This is a genomic window from Nocardia vinacea, assembly GCF_035920345.1.
GTDB lineage: Bacteria > Actinomycetota > Actinomycetes > Mycobacteriales > Mycobacteriaceae > Nocardia > Nocardia vinacea_A.
Genome location: NZ_CP109149.1, coordinates 671,005 through 687,491 on the forward strand (window position 1 = coordinate 671,005; position 16,487 = coordinate 687,491).

Annotated in this window: 14 protein-coding genes and 1 pseudogene; 14 read left to right on the forward strand and 1 reads right to left on the reverse strand. The window is 66.0% G+C overall.

Features of this window, described 5'->3' with window-relative positions; all coding sequences use genetic code 11:
* Positions 1-11: 11 nt before the first annotated feature.
* Complete coding sequence (locus OIE68_RS03175) at positions 12-1,481, reverse strand: PucR family transcriptional regulator (protein ID WP_327097898.1); 1,470 nt, start codon at positions 1,479-1,481, stop codon at positions 12-14.
* Between the two features lie 194 nt (positions 1,482-1,675).
* On the opposite strand from OIE68_RS03175, the gene uraD reads away from it, so the two are divergent.
* From uraD to OIE68_RS03245, 14 genes and pseudogenes are all read left to right on the forward strand, one after another.
* Positions 1,676-2,188: a 2-oxo-4-hydroxy-4-carboxy-5-ureidoimidazoline decarboxylase gene (gene uraD, locus OIE68_RS03180; RefSeq protein WP_327097899.1), complete on the forward strand. Its 513-nt coding sequence runs from the start codon at positions 1,676-1,678 to the stop codon at positions 2,186-2,188.
* Positions 2,185-2,484 carry a hydroxyisourate hydrolase gene (uraH, locus tag OIE68_RS03185; RefSeq protein WP_327097900.1) on the forward strand — a complete coding sequence of 100 codons (300 nt, stop codon included), beginning with the start codon at positions 2,185-2,187 and terminating at the stop codon, positions 2,482-2,484. Before uraD ends, uraH begins: the two co-directional genes overlap by 4 nt.
* Positions 2,485-2,487: 3 nt before the next feature.
* Positions 2,488-3,363: a factor-independent urate hydroxylase gene (gene pucL, locus OIE68_RS03190; protein WP_327097901.1), complete on the forward strand. Its 876-nt coding sequence runs from the start codon at positions 2,488-2,490 to the stop codon at positions 3,361-3,363.
* A gap of 2 nt (positions 3,364-3,365) precedes the next feature.
* Positions 3,366-4,241 carry an FAD binding domain-containing protein gene (locus OIE68_RS03195; protein WP_327097902.1) on the forward strand — a complete coding sequence of 292 codons (876 nt, stop codon included), beginning with the start codon at positions 3,366-3,368 and terminating at the stop codon, positions 4,239-4,241.
* Positions 4,241-4,711, forward strand: a complete 471-nt coding sequence (locus OIE68_RS03200; protein ID WP_327097903.1) for a (2Fe-2S)-binding protein — start codon at positions 4,241-4,243, stop codon at positions 4,709-4,711. The genes OIE68_RS03195 and OIE68_RS03200 overlap by 1 nt, the downstream gene beginning before the upstream one ends.
* 131 nt (positions 4,712-4,842) lie before the next feature.
* On the forward strand, positions 4,843-6,204 hold the full coding sequence (locus tag OIE68_RS03205) for an 8-oxoguanine deaminase (RefSeq protein ID WP_327097904.1): 1,362 nt from the start codon (positions 4,843-4,845) through the stop codon (positions 6,202-6,204).
* Positions 6,204-8,537, forward strand: coding sequence for a xanthine dehydrogenase family protein molybdopterin-binding subunit (locus OIE68_RS03210; protein ID WP_327097905.1), 2,334 nt, complete (start codon positions 6,204-6,206; stop codon positions 8,535-8,537). Before OIE68_RS03205 ends, OIE68_RS03210 begins: the two co-directional genes overlap by 1 nt.
* A gap of 133 nt (positions 8,538-8,670) precedes the next feature.
* Positions 8,671-10,113 carry an NCS2 family permease gene (locus tag OIE68_RS03215; protein ID WP_327097906.1) on the forward strand — a complete coding sequence of 481 codons (1,443 nt, stop codon included), beginning with the start codon at positions 8,671-8,673 and terminating at the stop codon, positions 10,111-10,113.
* A gap of 4 nt (positions 10,114-10,117) precedes the next feature.
* Positions 10,118-11,185, forward strand: coding sequence for an XdhC family protein (locus tag OIE68_RS03220; RefSeq protein WP_327097907.1), 1,068 nt, complete (start codon positions 10,118-10,120; stop codon positions 11,183-11,185).
* A 188-nt stretch (positions 11,186-11,373) separates the two neighbouring features.
* On the forward strand, positions 11,374-11,754 hold the full coding sequence (locus OIE68_RS03225) for a gamma-glutamylcyclotransferase (RefSeq protein ID WP_040699294.1): 381 nt from the start codon (positions 11,374-11,376) through the stop codon (positions 11,752-11,754).
* Entirely contained in the window at positions 11,751-12,554 is an 804-nt protein-coding gene (locus OIE68_RS03230; RefSeq protein WP_327097908.1) for a hydroxypyruvate isomerase family protein, read from the forward strand. Before OIE68_RS03225 ends, OIE68_RS03230 begins: the two co-directional genes overlap by 4 nt.
* Positions 12,551-13,477 (forward strand): NAD(P)-dependent oxidoreductase, encoded by a 927-nt coding sequence (locus tag OIE68_RS03235; RefSeq protein ID WP_327097909.1) that lies wholly within the window; start codon positions 12,551-12,553, stop codon positions 13,475-13,477. The genes OIE68_RS03230 and OIE68_RS03235 overlap by 4 nt, the downstream gene beginning before the upstream one ends.
* A gap of 2 nt (positions 13,478-13,479) precedes the next feature.
* Positions 13,480-15,255, forward strand: coding sequence for a glyoxylate carboligase (gcl, locus tag OIE68_RS03240; RefSeq protein WP_327097910.1), 1,776 nt, complete (start codon positions 13,480-13,482; stop codon positions 15,253-15,255).
* Positions 15,256-15,261: 6 nt separating this feature from the next.
* Positions 15,262-16,377, forward strand: a pseudogene (locus tag OIE68_RS03245) (glycerate kinase); the annotation flags it as partial.
* Between the last annotated feature and the right edge of the window lie 110 nt (positions 16,378-16,487).

The window sequence follows — 16,487 nt, forward strand, 5'->3', positions numbered from 1 at the left end:
GGTTGTTTCCTTCAGCGGAGGGCGAGGGCGAGGAAGAAGTCGACACGGTCTTCGAGGCGGGACAGGTCGCGGCCCGTCAGTTCCTCGATGCGTTGGATACGGTAGCGCAAGGTATTCACGTGAACGTGAAGTAGCTCAGCGCATTTGGTCCACGAGCCGGACACCTGGAGGAAGGTTTCCAAGGTGTGCACCAAGTCGGCGCGGTTTTCCTGGTCGTAGCTGCTCAACGGGTCGAGCAGACGCAGGCGGAACATGCGGCGGACTTCGTCGGGGACGCTGGCCAGCAGGAGCATATGGGTGGCGAGTTCGTCGTGGCCGACGACGGTGGTGGGGGTGGGGCGGTCGGCGGCCAGGCGGCGGGCGTAGCGGGCTTCTTCGACAGCGCCGCGTAGGCCTTCGCCGTCGACGATGCCGCTGACACCGATCGAGAGGTGAGCCCCCTGTAGTCCGGGCTCCAAAGCGGCTACGGCGCGGTGGATTTCGCTGATGACGGAGCCGTCCGCAGGGATGAGGGCGATGACTTCACCGTCGACCACACCTGCGGCCGGCCTTTTGCCGTAGAGGATTTCGCGCAGTAGGACGCGTAATTCGCCGGGGCGCAAGGCATCTGCTCCAGCTGCCACCGCGATATAGGTTTCGGCGGGACCGAGGCCGGTCAGTTCCAGGCGGGAAATGATTTCGGCGGGTTTGGCATCGGAGACGATCAGTTCGATGAGTTCCTGGGCGAGGCGGCCCTCGGCGCTCTGGCGGTCGTCGAGTCGGGCGCGTTCGAGCGAGACGACGGCGGCTAGTTCGCCGGTCAGGGCACGACGTTCTTCCGGCCAGTCTTTGAAGTCGCCTTCGAAGACCAGGAACCAGTCGGCGGCGCGGGACGTGCTGTGCTCGTCGACGGCGAACAGCGAGTAGCGCGCCTTGTCTCGGACCAGCACGTGGGGGAGACGGCGAGCGTTCAGGAAGGCGGCCGTGACCTCGACCGGCGGCGGCGCGGCGGGTCCGGCCACCACACGTCCGGTGGACGCGACGACCCAGCAGCGCATCCCGAGATCGCGTTCGATCAGCTCGAGCACCGAGCCCAGCCCGGTACCCGAGACGAGCTGACGGTGGCGGTCGAGGATGGCGGTCAGGTCAGCCGCGCGCCCGGTCGACAGATTGCGGGTCAATATCTCGGTGACCTGGGCGAATGCGACATCCTCACGGACACGGAACAGCGGTATCCGATGCCGTTGACAGGCCTCGACGACGTCGGGCGGAGCGCCGCCATAGCGGGCGTCACCGGCGGCGAGTCCGGCGACTCCGGCCCGGGCCAGCGCGCGCACGAAGGTCTCGCTGTCCTCCGGCTCGAGCCGCCATTGCAGCCCGGTCAGGACCAGCTCACCGCCGGAAAGATAGCGACTCGGATCGAGCATGTCGGTGGTCACTACCCAGCGCACGAAGCGGTCGAGCTCTTCTTCGCCGGTGACGAGCTCGAGACCGAGGTTCATGGTCAGAAGTGATCTAAGTCGCACAGTTGCCGAGGCTAACAGCCCAGCTCACGCCCTCCCGGCGACGCTTTGGATATTCACACAAACGAGCCCGTGTGAACTGGCGCACACTTCGGATTTCTGGGTCCTAGCAGCGCAGATGAACGGCGGGTGTACTTACTCCCAGCACCAGAACAAGCTCGATGGGAGATCGGATGTCCGGTGAGATCGGATGGCTCAACTCGCTGCCTCCGGACCAGGCCGAGGCGGAACTGCTGACCTGCTGCGCCTCGCACGTCTGGGCGCAGAAGGTGGCGGCGCACCGGCCCTACGTGGACAGCACGAGCCTGATGGCCGCCGCGGTCGCCGGGGTACGGGAACTGAGTTGGCCCGATATCGCGGAGGCGCTGTCCGCGCATCCGCGCATCGGCGATCGCGCGAAGGCGGGTACGCACGAGCGCGAGGCCAAGTGGTCCGCCGGTGAGCAGTCCGGCACGGCGAGCGCCGACCAGCAGACACTCGATGACATCGCCGCCGGCAACCTGGCCTACGAGCAGCGGTTCGGACACGTCTTCCTGATCCGCGCCGCCGGCCGCTCCGCCGATCAGATCCGCGCCGAACTGCGCCGGCGCTTGGCGAATACCGCCGAGGGCGAGCGCATCGCGACCCAACGCGAACTCGCCGATATCACCCGGCTGCGGATCCGAAAGCTGTTGGAGGACAGGTGAGTCTGTCCACCCACGTGCTCGACGCGGCATCCGGTCGCCCGGCGGCGGGGCTGCCGGTGCGGCTGGAAAATGTCGATGGCACCGTGCTCGCCGAGTGCCGCACCGACGACGACGGGCGCGTCAAGGATCTGCCCGCGCCCGAAATCGGTATCCACCGGCTGATTTTCGAAACCGGTGACCTCAGTCCGTTCTACCCGTCGGTGACCATCGACTTCCGCGTCACCGACCCAGCCGAGCACTACCACGTGCCGCTGCTGCTCAGTCCCTATTCCTACTCGACCTATCGAGGTAGCTGAACCATGTCGATCAAGCTCGGGCCGAATAGATACGGCAAGGCGGAAAACCGGGTCGTCCGGGTGACGAAAACCGGTGGCGTCCATGAGATCCGGGATCTGAACGTCGGTGTGGCGTTATCCGGTGATATGGACGAGGTCCACCTGACCGGTGACAATGCGACGGTCCTGCCGACCGACACCCAGAAGAACACCGTATTCGCCTTCGCCAAAGAACACGGCATCACCTCGCCGGAAGCGTTCGGTCTTTTGCTGGCACGGCATTTCGTCGATTCCCAGCCGCCCATCCACCACGCACGGGTCTCCCTGGAGGAGTACGCCTGGGAGCGCGTCGTGGTCGGCCCCGGCGACAAGCAGTATTCGTTCGTGCGCTCCGGCCAGGAGACCCGTACCTCGCGGGTGCACTACGACGGCGAAAACGCCTGGGTGGTCTCGGGTTTGACGGGTCTGGTGGTGCTCAACTCCACCGGCTCGGAATTCCACGGCTATATCAAGGACAAGTACACGACGCTGCAGGAGGCCTACGACCGCGTACTGGCCACCGAGGTCAATGCGGAGTGGCGTTTCGCGAGCGAGCCGGGTGACTGGGACAAGGCCTACCGCGAGGTCCGCGGTGCGCTGCTCGAGGCATTCGCCGATACCTACAGCTACTCGCTGCAGCAGACCCTCTACGCCATGGGCGACCGGGTGATCGGCGCGGTCCCGGAGGTCTGCGAGGTCCGGCTGTCGCTGCCCAATAAGCACCACTTCGTCGTGGATCTGTCCGGCTTCGGACTGCAGAACGACAACGAGGTGTTCTTCGCCGCTGACCGCCCATACGGCCTGATCGAGGGCACCGTACTCACCGAGGACGCCCCCGCGCCCGGACCGGCTTGGGAGTGATGATGGATTTCCTACGACCCGATACCTGGGCCGAGGCACTCGAGCTCAAGGCTGCCGATCCGGAGGCCAAACCCATCCAGGGCGGCACCGATGTCATGGTCGAGATGAACTTCGACCACGGCCGTCCGGCGGCACTGCTCGATCTCAACCGCTGTCGCGACCTGTTCGATTACTCGACCGAGCTCGACGGCCGGATCCGGATCGGTGCGGGCGTCCCGTATGTGCGCATCATCAACCGGCTCAACCACCAGCTGCCCGGTTTGGCGCAGGCCTCGCGCACGGTCGGTTCGCCGCAGATCCGCAATCGCGGCACGGTCGGCGGCAATCTCGGCGGTGCGTCCCCCGCCGGTGACGCCCACCCCGCGCTGCTGGCGGGCAATGCGGTGATCGAGGTGGAGTCGGCCGCGCGTGGCACCCGCCTGATCCCGATCGATGACTTCTACGTGTGGGTGAAGAAGAACGCCCTGGAGCCCGACGAGTTGATCCGCGCCATCCGGATCGAGCCCGCGACCGGGCCACAGTACTTCGCCAAGGTCGGCACCCGCAATGCCATGGTGATCGCGGTCTGCGCGTTCGCTATCGCATTGCACCCCGACACCCGCACCATCGGCACCGGCATCGGATCCGCCGGACCGACGCCGCTGCGCGCGACGCCGGCCGAGCAGTTCCTCGCCGATGCGCTGGACTGGGATGACCCGGCCCCGTTGCCGTTCGATGTCGTCCGCGAATTCGGTGAGCTGGTCTCGGCCGCCGCCAAACCGATCGATGACGTCCGCGGCACCGCGGAATACCGCAGACACGCCCTGACGGTGCTGGCCCGCCGCACCCTGTCCTGGGCCTGGACGGACTACCTAGCAGAAAGAAGGAGGGCAGCCTGATGCGTGTGACCTTCGACGTGAACGGCTCGCAAGAGACCGTCGACGATGTGTGGGAGGGCGAGAGCCTCCTCTATATGCTGCGCGAGCGCATGGGCCTGCCCGGCTCCAAGAACGCCTGTGAGCAAGGCGAATGTGGTTCGTGCACAGTCTATTTGGATGGCACGCCGGTGTGTTCCTGTCTCGTGGCCGCGGGGCAGGTGCAGGATCGCTCGGTGCGCACCGTCGAGGGCCTGGCCAACGGCGCGAAACTCGATCCGATGCAGGAGGCCTTCGTCGAGGCCGGTGCGGTTCAATGCGGTTTCTGCACACCGGGTCTCATAGTGCAGGCGCACGACCTCATAGAACGCAATCCCGATCCCTCCGATGTGGAGATCCGCGAGGCGCTCGCCGGAAATCTCTGCCGCTGCACGGGATACGAGAAGATCCTCGACGCGGTGCGACTGGTCGCAGCACGTAAGGCGGGCCAATGAGTACAGCATCAGGTAGCGATTCGGTCAGGGGGAGCGGTTGGGTGACGGGTGGGCGTACAGCATCGCGGAGTGATTCGGTGAGGGGCGGGGGTCCGGTGACGGGAGGGCGTACTGCCTCGCGAATTGATTCCGTGGGCGGTGGCGGCAGGGCGACAACGGTAATCGAGAACGCGTACATCGCGCCGGTCGTCGGCGACGAGATCGCGTCCGGCTACGTCGTCATCTCCGACGGCCGTATCGAAGCCCTCGGCGCGGGACCGGCACCGATCGTCGCGGGTGCCGAAAAGATCGACGGCACAGGCTGTTTGGTGACACCTGGCCTGGTCAACACCCACCACCATCTCTACCAGTGGGCTAGCCAGGGCCTGTTCCAGGATTCCACCCTGTTCGAATGGCTGACCGGTCTCTACCGCACCTGGGCGCGCATGGACGCCGATGTCGTCTACGGCGCGGCCGCCGCCGGGCTGGGCTGGCTGGCGTTGACCGGCTGCACCACCAGCAGCGACCACCACTACATCTTCCCGAAGGGACGTGGCGATCTGTTCGAGGCCGAGGTGCGCGCGGCGAGCGAGATCGGCCTGCGCTTCCACCCGTGCCGCGGTTCCATGGACCGTGGGCAGAAGGACGGCGGTCTGCCGCCGGACGAGGTGGTCGAGAGTCGCGACGAAATTCTCACTCACACTGCTGAAGTCATCGATAAGTACCACGATCCGTCGTTCGATTCGATGCTCCGGGTCGCGGTCGCGCCCTGCTCGCCGTTCTCGGTGAGCGAGGGGCTGATGATCGATTCCGCGACAATGGCGCGCGCTAAAGGTGTTCGGCTGCATACCCATCTCGCCGAAACGCTCGACGAGGAAGAGCACTGCATCGAGCAGATGGGCTGCACCCCGGTCGAATACATGGAAAAGCTGGGCTGGCTCGGGGAGGACGTCTGGTTCGCGCACGCGGTGCACCTGCACGATGCCGATATCCGGCGTTTCGCCGAAACCGGCAGCGGCTCGGCACATTGTCCCAGCTCCAACGCCCGACTCGGTGCGGGTATCGCCCGCGTCAGCGATCTGGTGGCCGCCGGTGCGCCGGTCGGTCTCGGCGTGGACGGCGCGGCGTCGAGCGAGCTGACCTCCATGGCGGGCGAAATGCGTCAGGCCATGCTGTTCCAGCGCGCGGTCAACGGCCCGACCGCCTTCACCGCGCGCCAAGCGCTCGAGATCGGCACCTTGGGCGGCGCCCGTAATCTGGGTCGCCACCACGAGATCGGCAGTATCGAACCCGGCAAGCTCGCCGACCTCGCCATCTGGCGGGTCGACGGTTTCCGCTCGGCGATCGAGGATCCGGTCTGCTCCTTGGTTTTCGGACCGACGCCGCCACTGTCCCGGCTGCTCGTCGGCGGGCGCACCGTCGTGGAAAACGACGAATTGCGCACCGTCGCACAGGATGTCGTCGGTCGCGCAGGTGTCGCGGCCCGCAAACGGTTGATGCGACAGGAGGCATGATGACTGTCCCACGGACCACCCGCTTCCCCGAAGAGGTTGCCGCACCGGGTAAGGGCGGCATCGGGGAGAGCCCGCTGCGCCCAGACGGCACGTTGAAGGTCAAGGGCGAGTTCGCCTACGCCTCCGATCTCTGGATGGATGGCATGCTCTGGGGTGCGACCCTGCGCAGCCCGCATCCGCGCGCGATCATCCGCGGTATCGATATCGCGCCCGCACTGGCCATGACCGGTGTGCACGCCGTACTCACCCATGAGGATGTGCCCGGCCGCAAGATGTACGGCCTCGACCACACCTGGGACCAGCCGGTCCTGGCCATCGGCGAGGTGCGACACCACGGTGAGCCCATCGCCCTGGTCGCCGCCGACCACCCCGAGATCGCCCGGCGCGCCCTCGACGCCATCGAAATCGATTGGGAGGTACTGGAACCCATTACCGACCCGATGGCGGTGCTCTCGGCCCCGAAGCGGCTCGCGGTGCAGGAGCGCGGCGGTATCGCCCGGCATCAGCCGGTGCGCGTCGGCGATATCACCGTGGGCCGCGCGCTGGCCACCGTGGTGATCACCGAGGAATTCGAGGTCGGCATTCAGGACCAGGCATTCCTCGGCCCCGAATCCGGCCTGGTGATTCCGGCTGAAGACGGCGGGCTCGACTTCTACGTCGCCACCCAGTGGATGCACAATGATCTGTCCCAGATCGGGCCTTGCCTGGGCCTCGCCGACGGCCAGATCCGCATGACCATGGCCGGTGTCGGCGGAGCCTTCGGTGGCCGCGAGGACCTGTCCATGCAGATCCACGCGGGCATGCTGGCCATGCACACCGGCAAGCCCGTCAAGATGATGTACAACCGCGAGGAGTCGTTCTTCGGGCACGTGCACCGGCACCCGGCGAAGATGCTCTACGAATACGGTGCCAATAATGACGGAAAGCTCACCTACGCAAAGGTTCTCATCGTCCTCGACGGTGGCGCGTACACCTCGGCGACGCTGAATGTCACCGGTAACGCGTCCTCGCTCGCGGTGGGGCCGTATGAGATTCCGCATATCGAGATCGACGCGTACGGCATCTACACCAATAACCCGCCGTGCGGTGCGATGCGCGGATTCGGCGCGGTGCAGGCCTGTTTCGCACACGAGTCGATGATGGACAAGGTCGCCGAGGCGCTGGATCTCGATCCGGTGCACGTGCGCCAGATCAATGCGGTGTCGCAGGGTTCCAAGCTGGCGACCGGTCAAGTGCTGCACGCGCCGACGCCGATGGCCGAAATGCTCGGGCAGCTGCGGGATATGCCGATGCCCCCGGAGCTGGACGCCTCGGATATCCGGAACCTGCCCGGCGGCGCATCGCAGACGACGCACGGCGAAGGCGTGGTGCGTGGTGTCGGTTACGGCGTCGGTATCAAGAACATCTGCTTCTCCGAGGCCTTCGACGACTACTCGACGGCTCGGGTGCGGCTGGAAGTCATTGCCGGAGAACCGGTTGCGCTGGTGCACACCGCGGCCGCCGAGGTCGGTCAGGGATTGGTGACGGTCGAGGCGCAGATCGCGCGCACCGAACTCGGTATCGAGCGGGTCACCATTCACCCGGCCGACAACCAGGTCGGCGACTCGGGTTCGTCGTCCGCCTCCCGGCAGACCTATATGACCGGTGGCGCGGTGAAGGCGGCTTGTGAAGCCGTGCGCCAGCGCGTACTCGCCTTGGCCCAGGCCGAGTTCGGCGCCTCGTCGGGACTGCGACTGGTCGGCGGCAAGGTGGTTTCGCGCACGGGGGAGGTGCTCGCGGCGATCGTCGATGTCCTGGATGAGGGGGTTATCGAAGAGACCCGCGAGTACCACCACCGGCCGACGACGGGCATGGATCCCGTTACGGGACAAGGCAATAGCCACACCCAGCTGGCTCTCTGCGTACACCGCGCGGTGGTGGACGTGGACACAGACCTCGGCCTGGTCAAGGTCGTCTCCCTGGACGCGGTCCAGGACGTGGGCAAGATCATGAACCGCCTGTCCCTGGAGGGCCAGATCCACGGCGGCTCCGTACAGGGGCTCGGCCTGGCGGTCATGGAGGAAATCCAGGTAAAAGACGGTAAGGTGCGCAATCCGTCCTTCACCGACTATCTGATCCCGACGATTCTCGATACGCCGTCACAGCGGCTGGAGATTCTCGAAAATGCCGATCCGCACGCCCCATACGGGCTGCGCGGCGCCGGAGAGCCGCCCACGCTCTCCTCTACCCCCGCGATCGCCGCGGCGATCCGTGACGCCTGCCGATCACGGGGTGGAAACGTGCACATCAACCGAGTGCCGGTGCGACCGGAAGACATCATCCGGAGCAGTTGATCAACGGGGGCAGCCGGTTCCAGCGGACCGGAGAGACTCCACAACAGCAGTACCCGAACCGTGCGGTCCGGCCACAGTCCAAAAGGACAGCCGCCGGACCGTAGGTCGGCTACGCCCCGAGGAGGGCACGCCAATGACCCAGATTCAGACCAAGCCCAGCACGCCAGAGCCGGTAGCAGGTAGGTCTGCGCTCGACCGGTTCTTCCGGCTGAGCGAACGCCGAACCACCGCTTCCCACGAAATCCGTGGCGGTATCACCACTTTCGTCGCCATGGCCTACGTCATCCTCTTGGTGCCGCTGATTCTCGGCGGCGTCGCGGATGTCAATGGTGACAAGCTGAGCATCGCTCAACTCACCACGGCTACCGCGTTTTCCGCGGGACTCAGCACGATCCTGATGGGCGTGGCGGGCAATGTGCCATTGGCGCTCGCCGCCGGACTCGGTGTGGTTCCGGTGGTCGCCTTCCAGGCGGCACCGCATATGACCTGGCCGCAGACCATGGGTCTGGTCGTCCTGATGGGCGTGATCATCGTGATCCTGGCCGCGACCGGCCTGCGGACCATGATCATCAACGCCATCCCGCTCGGTCTCAAGAATGCTATCGGCGTCGGGATCGGCATGTTCATCGCGATGATCGGACTGGTCTCGGCCGGGGTGGTCGGACACGGCGCGCAGACCGGTCCGCCGGTCACCCTCGGAGTCGGTGGTCACCTATCGGGTTGGCCCGTAGTGATTTTCGCGGTCGGCCTGCTGGTGATGCTGGCACTGTTCATCCGCAAAGTGCCCGGTGCGATTCTGATCAGCATCGTCATCTCGACGGTGCTCGCCATTATCGTCAACGCGCTGGCGAAGATCGAGCCGCAGGCTTGGGGGCCGGTGGTGCCGGAGAAGCCGAAGGGATTCTTCGCGGCACCCGATTTCGGGTTGGCCTTGAATATCGACCTCTTCGGCGGTTTCGCCGAGGCGGGTGGGTTGGTGGCGGGAGTCGTGCTGTTCACCCTGGTGCTGACCGGGTTCTTCGATGCCATGGGAACGGTTTTCGGCGTCTGTGACGAGGCCGGACTGCTCGATGAGAAGGGCACCATGCCGGGTATCGGCAAGGTGCTGACCATCGACGGTATCTCCCAGGTCATCGGTGGTGTCAGCGGCGGCGCCGGAAATACCGTGTACGTCGAATCCGCGACGGGTGTCGGTGAGGGCGCCCGCACCGGACTGACCAGCGTGGTAACGGGTGGATTGTTCTGCCTCGCAGTATTTTTCACCCCACTCGCCGCCGTGGTGCCGATCCAGGCCGCCGCGCCGGCGCTGGTGATCGTCGGTGCGCTGATGATGACCCAGGCCCGCAAGATCGATTGGAACGATCTCGAGGTGGCGGTGCCCGCCTTCCTCACGATCGTGCTGATGCCGTTCACCTACTCCATCACCAACGGGGTCGGCGCGGGCCTGATCGCATACGTGGTTATCAAGCTGGCGCGCGGCAAATTCCGTGAAATCCATTGGCTGATCGGCGTGGTGAGCCTCGTCTTCGCCGGTTACTTCGGCATCTCGGCCATCGAACTACTCCTGGGCGGATAGCAGCATGCGCGACTTCGCGGCAGAACTGCGGAAATGGCATGCGGCGGACAAGGATTACGCCGTGGCCACCGTCATCGACGTCACCGGAAGTGCCCCTCGGCCGCCCGGTGCGGCGCTGGCGGTCGACGCCGACGGCATTGTTATCGGAAGCATCTCCGGTGGCTGTGTCGAGGGCGCGGTGTACGAACTCTGCCGTGAGGTCCTGCGCACCGGGCAGCCGGTGCGCGAAACCTTCGGATACAGCGATGACGACGCCTTCGCGGTCGGCCTGACCTGCGGCGGCAAGCTCGAGGTATTCGTCCAGCGGATCACCGCGGTCGAGCGCGTCTCCATCGAGGCGATCCTGCGCACCGACGAGGCGGTCGCGCTGCTACGGGATCTGAAAACCGGTGCGGCCATGGCGATCGGATCCTGGTGGACCGTCGGTGCCGCCTTCGACGAGGTGGTTGTGGCGGAGGCCAGGGCAATGCTCGATACCGGCGCGACCGGTGTGCGCGAGATCGGTTGTGGTGCAGGTGAAGTCACGGTCTTCGTGGAGTCGTATGTACCACCGCCGCGCATGATCGTGTTCGGCGCAATAGATTTCGCTGCCGCCGTCACCAGGATCGGCCGCTTCCTCGGATACCACGTCACCGTCTGCGATGCCCGCCCGGTGTTCGCCACGCGTGCGCGTTTCCCGGATGCCGACGAGATCGTCGTGCAGTGGCCGGACCGCTATCTCGCACGCACACAGGTCGATTCGCGCACCGTGCTGTGTGTGCTCACCCATGACGCGAAATTCGATATCCCGCTGCTCGAGGTGGCGCTGCGCCTGCCGGTGGCCTATGTGGGTGCGATGGGTTCCCGTCGCACCCACGAGGACCGCATGGCCGGGCTGCGCGCCGTCGGTGTGACGGAATCGGAACTGGCCCAATTGCATTCACCGATCGGGTTGGATCTCGGCGCGCGGACCGCGGAGGAGACGGCGGTATCCATCGCCGCCGAGATCGTCGCGGTGCGCCGCGGCGGCTCGGCCCAACCGCTGACCGCCATCGGCGGACCGATCCACCGGGACCTGCTCCCGGTCTGGTGAGCCGCGCACCCCGCCGTGCATCCGTACACCCGGTACGCGGGGCGCGCGGCTTCGGCACCGATGCTGCGGCTGGAGCATCCTACGAAATCGACTTCGGGATATCCGATCGGCTTCGGGGTAATCGCCGCTATTCCGACACTGCGGTCGGCCCACATAATTGACGAAATTGCGAACAAAGGATTCACCGAATGCCGTTGATATTTCTGAACGGTTCCGCCATGCGCGGCGAACCGCTCAATCATCTGCTCGACGGCGCGCCTTTCGCCGGCGAAGCGAAAACCGCGCCGCGCTACCGTTTCTATTCGGTCGGCGATAGGTTCCCGGGGCTGGATCCCGTCGCGGACGGCGGCGATTCGATCTCCGGTGAACTCTTCGATATCCCGATGGAAGTGCTGCGACAGCGGCTGCTGCCCGCCGAACCACCGGAACTCGAACTCGGCGCGATCGAACTCGAAGACGGCCGTTCGGTCCTATCGATGCTGCTGCGCCGCGCGCCCACCTCGTATCCGGAGCTGATCGATATCACCGCCATCGGCAGCTGGAAGAAATACCGTCAAGGAGCTGAATGAGTAAGCAGGCCGGAGGCGTCGCCTTCCCGAAATTCGATGTCAATTGCTCGATCCTGTTCACCGATCTCCCGCTGCTGGAACGCCCCGCCGCGGCAAAGCAGGCTGGATTCGACGCGGTCGAATTCTGGTGGCCGTTCGGCGAGAATCCGACGCCGGGCGATAAGGAGATCGACGCGTTCGTACGCGCGATCCGCGATGCCGGTGTGGAATTGGTCGGCCTGAACTTCATCGACCTGATCCCGGCGGGCGGGCGCGGCCTGGTCTCGGTTCCGAGTGAGGTCACCCGGTTCCGCGACAATATCGATGTCGCCGTCGGTATCGCGGAGGAGATCGGCTGCCGTGCGCTGAATGCCCTCTACGGCAACCGCGTCGAGGGTGAGAGTCCGGAGAAGCAGGACGAACTCGCGCTGGAGAACCTGAGTCTCGCCGCGCAGGCGGCCGGTGCCATCGGTGCCACCGTCTTGCTGGAGGCGCTCAATTCCTTCGAGTCGCCGGACTATCCGATCGTGAGCGCCGCGCGCGCCGTGCAGGTCATCGAGCAGACCGGTGAACCCAACGTGCGGTTCCTCTGCGACCTGTACCACCTGGCCCGCATGGGCGAGGGCCTGCAGTCGGTGATCCGCACGCACGCGGCGCATCTCGGCCACGTCCAGATCGCCGACAGTCCGGGCCGTGGCCGTCCCGGCACCGGCGAACTCGACTTCGCCGCGCTCTTCGAAACCCTGGCCGAGAGCGGCTACGACGGCTGGATCGGCCTCGAATACAAAGACCCTGAGCTGGATTGGAAGTGGATGAAATGACTGCAGCATCGCGTAGCGATTCCGTGAGGGGGCGCGGTCAGGCGACGGGTGGGCGCAGGATCGGTTTTATCGGCCTGGGGATCATGGGCAGCCCGATGGCGGGCCACCTTGTGGCCGCCGGGCACGAGGTGACCGGTTACGACATCGGCCCCACCGGACTCGAGAAGCTGAAGGCGGCGGGTGGTTCGGCCGCTTCCGGTGTCGCGGAAGCGGTGCGGGACAAGGACATCGTCATCACGATGCTGCCGCAGGACGAGCACGTCGAGGCGGTCTTCGCCGATGTGCTGGTGCATGCGGCGCCCGGCACGCTGTACATCGACTTCTCCACCATCACACCCAAGACCGCGCGCTCGACCGCGGCGCGGGGCATCGAAAAGGGCCTGCGGGTGCTCGACGCCCCGGTGTCCGGCGGCGAGCCGGGCGCGATCAATGCCGTGCTGTCGATCATGGTCGGCGGTAACGAGGCCGACTTCGCCGAGGCCACACCGATTTTCGAGGCGGTCGGCAAGACTATCGCGCTAGTGGGACCGAACGGTGCCGGTCAGGTGGTCAAGGCCGCCAACCAACTTGTCGTCGGCGGCACTTATGCCCTGGTGGCCGAGGCGATCCTGCTGATGGAGAACCTAGGCGCGGATGCCGAGAAGGGCCTCGATGTGCTGGCGGGTGGGCTCGCGGGCAGCAAGATCCTCGAACTCAAGCGCGGGTCCATGCTGAAGCGCGATTTCAAACCAGGCTTTCGAATCGACCTGCACCACAAGGATATGGGCATCATCCTGCAGGCCGCCCGCGACGCCGAGGTGTCGATCCCGATGGGCGCGCTGACCGCGCAACTGATCGCGGCCGCCCGCGCGATGGGGCACGGCTCATTGGACCACTCGGGGCTGTTGAAGGTGACCGAGGCGCTGTCGGGTCGGGAGAGCTGACCATGGCACGCATGCGCACCGTGGATGCCGCGGTTCTGATTCTCGAAAAGGAAGGCGCGACACAGGCATTCGGCTTGCCGGGTGCCGCGATCAACCCCTTCTACAGCGCGATGCGCGCGCACGGCGGTATCAAGCATGTGCTGGCCCGCCACGTCGAGGCCGCTTCGCATATGGCCGAGGGATACACCCGGGCGGCGGCGGGCAATATCGGCGTCTGCATCGGCACCTCGGGGCCCGCGGGCACCGATATGATCACCGGCCTGTATTCCGCCGGCGCGGATTCGATTCCGATCCTGTGCATCACCGGTCAGGCGCCGGTGGCCAAGCTGCACAAGGAGGACTTCCAGGCCGTCGATATCGCTTCGATCGCCGCACCGGTGAGCAAGTGGGCGGTGACGGTGCTCGAGCCCGCCCAGGTACCGGGGACCTTCCAGAAGGCCTTCCGGTTGATGCGCGAGGGCCGGCCGGGTCCGGTCCTGATCGATCTGCCAATCGATGTGCAGCTCGCCGAGATCGAGTTCGACATCGAAACTTACGAGCCGCTCGAGGTACACCGTCCGGCCGCGACGCGGGCGCAGGCGGTCAAGGCCATCGAGATGTTGAATGCGGCGCAGCGGCCGCTGATCGTCGCGGGTGGCGGCATCGTGAATGCCGATGCCGCGGCGCTGCTGGTCGAATTCGCCGAACTCACCGGTGTGCCGGTGGTGCCGACGCTGATGGGCTGGGGCACGATTCCCGACGATCACGCGCTGCACGCGGGCATGGTCGGACTGCAGACCTCGCACCGGTACGGCAATGCCACCCTGCTCGAATCCGATTTCGTGCTCGGTATCGGAAACCGTTGGGCCAACCGGCATACCGGCGGTGTGGACACCTACACCAAGGACCGCACCTTCGTACACGTCGATATCGAGCCGACCCAGATCGGTCGGGTGTTCGCACCGGATTACGGCATCACCTCTGACGCGGGTGCCGCGCTGCGTGTCTTCGTCGAGGTCGCGCGTGAACTCGACGCGGCCGGACAACTGCCCGATCGCAGTGTGTGGGCCGAGCAGCGCCGCAACCGGAAACAAGTGGGGCTGCGCAAGACGCACTTCGACGATATGCCGATCAAGCCGCAGCGTGTCTACGAGGAGATGAACAAAGCATTCGGGCCTGATGTGCGCTACGTCAGCACCATCGGTCTTTCACAAATCCAGGCGGCGCAGCTGTTGCACGTCTACCGGCCGCGGCACTGGATCAATGCGGGCCAGGCCGGGCCGCTCGGCTGGACCGTACCCGCGGCCATCGGTGTCGCGACGGCTGATCCCGATGCCACCGTGGTAGCGCTCTCGGGTGACTACGACTTCCAGTTCCTCATCGAGGAGTTGGCCGTCGGCGCGCAGTTCAACATCCCGTACATCCATGTCGTGGTGAACAATTCGTATCTGGGCCTGATCCGTCAGGCGCAGCGCGCGTTCGACATGGATTACTACGTGCAGCTCGCCTTCGACAATATCAACAGCCCAGAGCTCGCCGGGTACGGCGTCGACCACGTCAAGGTCGCGGAAGGCTTGGGCTGCAAGGCGATTCGGGTATTCGATCCGGCCTGGATCGGTTCGGCCCTCGATGAGGCGAAGAAGCTGGTGACCGAGTTCCGGGTTCCGGTGATCGTCGAGGTCATCCTCGAACGGGTGACGAATGTGTCGATGGGACTCGAGATCGACAATATCGTCGAATTCGAGGAACTGGCGCAGTCCGCAGCCGACGTCCCGACCGCGACCGCACAGCTGGACTGAGCCGCCATGACTCGAGTCCTGATCGCGTCCGACAAGTTCAAGGGGTCGTTGACTGCCGCGCAGGTCGGTGCCGCTGTCCGCGCCGGCATCCACCGCACCCGGCCCGGTGCCGAGGTGTCGGTGGTGCCGATCGCGGACGGCGGGGACGGCACCGTCGCCGCCGCATCGGCCGCGGGTTTCGAGGTGGTCCTGGTGACCGCATCCGGACCCACCGGCGAGGCGGTGTGCACGGCGTATGCCCGCCGCGACGATATCGCCGTCGTGGAACTGGCGGACGTATCCGGGCTCGTGCGGCTACCGGGCGGGAAGTTCGCACCGATGACGGCCACCAGCCGGGGCACCGGCGAGGTCATCGCCGCGGCCATCGACGCGGGTTGCCGTCGGGTGGTGCTCGGCATCGGCGGCAGTGCGGGTACCGATGGCGGTGCCGGGCTGCTCGCGGCGCTCGGTGCGCGTCTGCTCGATATCGACGGGGCCGAAATCGGTGACGGCGGTGCGGCATTGGCGCGGCTGCACACGATCGACCTCGCGTCTGTGCGGGAACGACTGGCCGGGGTCGAGCTCACCGTCGCGTGCGATGTCGATAATCCGCTCACCGGTCCGCGCGGTGCAGCCGCCGTCTATGGTCCGCAAAAGGGTGCCGACGGTAACCAAGTGGAAGTGCTCGATGCGGCGCTCACGCATTGGGCGGACTGTGTCGCGGTCGCCACCGGCACTGATCTGCGTGATCGTGCGGGTGCCGGTGCGGCGGGCGGGGTCGGGTTCGCGGCCGTCGCGGTGCTCGGTGCTCGGCTGCGTCCCGGAATCGAATTGGTTTTGGAGCTGGTCGGTTTCGCCGGGCGCGTGGCCGATGCGGATCTGGTGGTGACTGGAGAGGGCATGCTCGACGAGCAGACCCTGTATGGCAAGGCACCGGCCGGTGTCGCTACTGCCGCTGGGTTTGCGGGTGTGCCGGTCATCGCTGTCTGTGGCCGGAATACGCTGCCCGTCAAGCGATTGCATGAAGCGGGGTTTTCGGCCGCATATGCCCTGGCCGATATCGAACCCGATATCGCGCGCTGCTTCGCGGAGGGGGAGCTGCTGCTCGAGCGGCTGGGTGTGCGGATCGCCGCCGAATACCTGCCGCCGGATCCCACGGCGGAGCGGCTGTCTGCCGAACACCTGCCCTCAGATCTCTCGACCGAGCAGCCCTCTGTTGGGCACCAGTCGCCGGAGGTCGCTACGGATCAGGT

Bases quoted from the DNA above. Each gene is read 5' to 3' on its own strand.
- OIE68_RS03175 (WP_327097898.1), bottom strand. From the start codon at position 1,481: ATGAACCTCGGTCTCGAGCTCGTCACCGGCGAAGAAGAGCTCGACCGC.
- uraD (WP_327097899.1), top strand. From the start codon at position 1,676: ATGTCCGGTGAGATCGGATGGCTCAACTCGCTGCCTCCGGACCAGGCC.
- pucL (WP_327097901.1), top strand. From the start codon at position 2,488: ATGTCGATCAAGCTCGGGCCGAATAGATACGGCAAGGCGGAAAACCGG.
- OIE68_RS03195 (WP_327097902.1), top strand. From the start codon at position 3,366: ATGGATTTCCTACGACCCGATACCTGGGCCGAGGCACTCGAGCTCAAG.
- OIE68_RS03200 (WP_327097903.1), top strand. From the start codon at position 4,241: ATGCGTGTGACCTTCGACGTGAACGGCTCGCAAGAGACCGTCGACGAT.
- OIE68_RS03210 (WP_327097905.1), top strand. From the start codon at position 6,204: ATGACTGTCCCACGGACCACCCGCTTCCCCGAAGAGGTTGCCGCACCG.
- OIE68_RS03215 (WP_327097906.1), top strand. From the start codon at position 8,671: ATGACCCAGATTCAGACCAAGCCCAGCACGCCAGAGCCGGTAGCAGGT.
- OIE68_RS03220 (WP_327097907.1), top strand. From the start codon at position 10,118: ATGCGCGACTTCGCGGCAGAACTGCGGAAATGGCATGCGGCGGACAAG.
- OIE68_RS03225 (WP_040699294.1), top strand. From the start codon at position 11,374: ATGCCGTTGATATTTCTGAACGGTTCCGCCATGCGCGGCGAACCGCTC.
- OIE68_RS03230 (WP_327097908.1), top strand. From the start codon at position 11,751: ATGAGTAAGCAGGCCGGAGGCGTCGCCTTCCCGAAATTCGATGTCAAT.
- OIE68_RS03235 (WP_327097909.1), top strand. From the start codon at position 12,551: ATGACTGCAGCATCGCGTAGCGATTCCGTGAGGGGGCGCGGTCAGGCG.
- gcl (WP_327097910.1), top strand. From the start codon at position 13,480: ATGGCACGCATGCGCACCGTGGATGCCGCGGTTCTGATTCTCGAAAAG.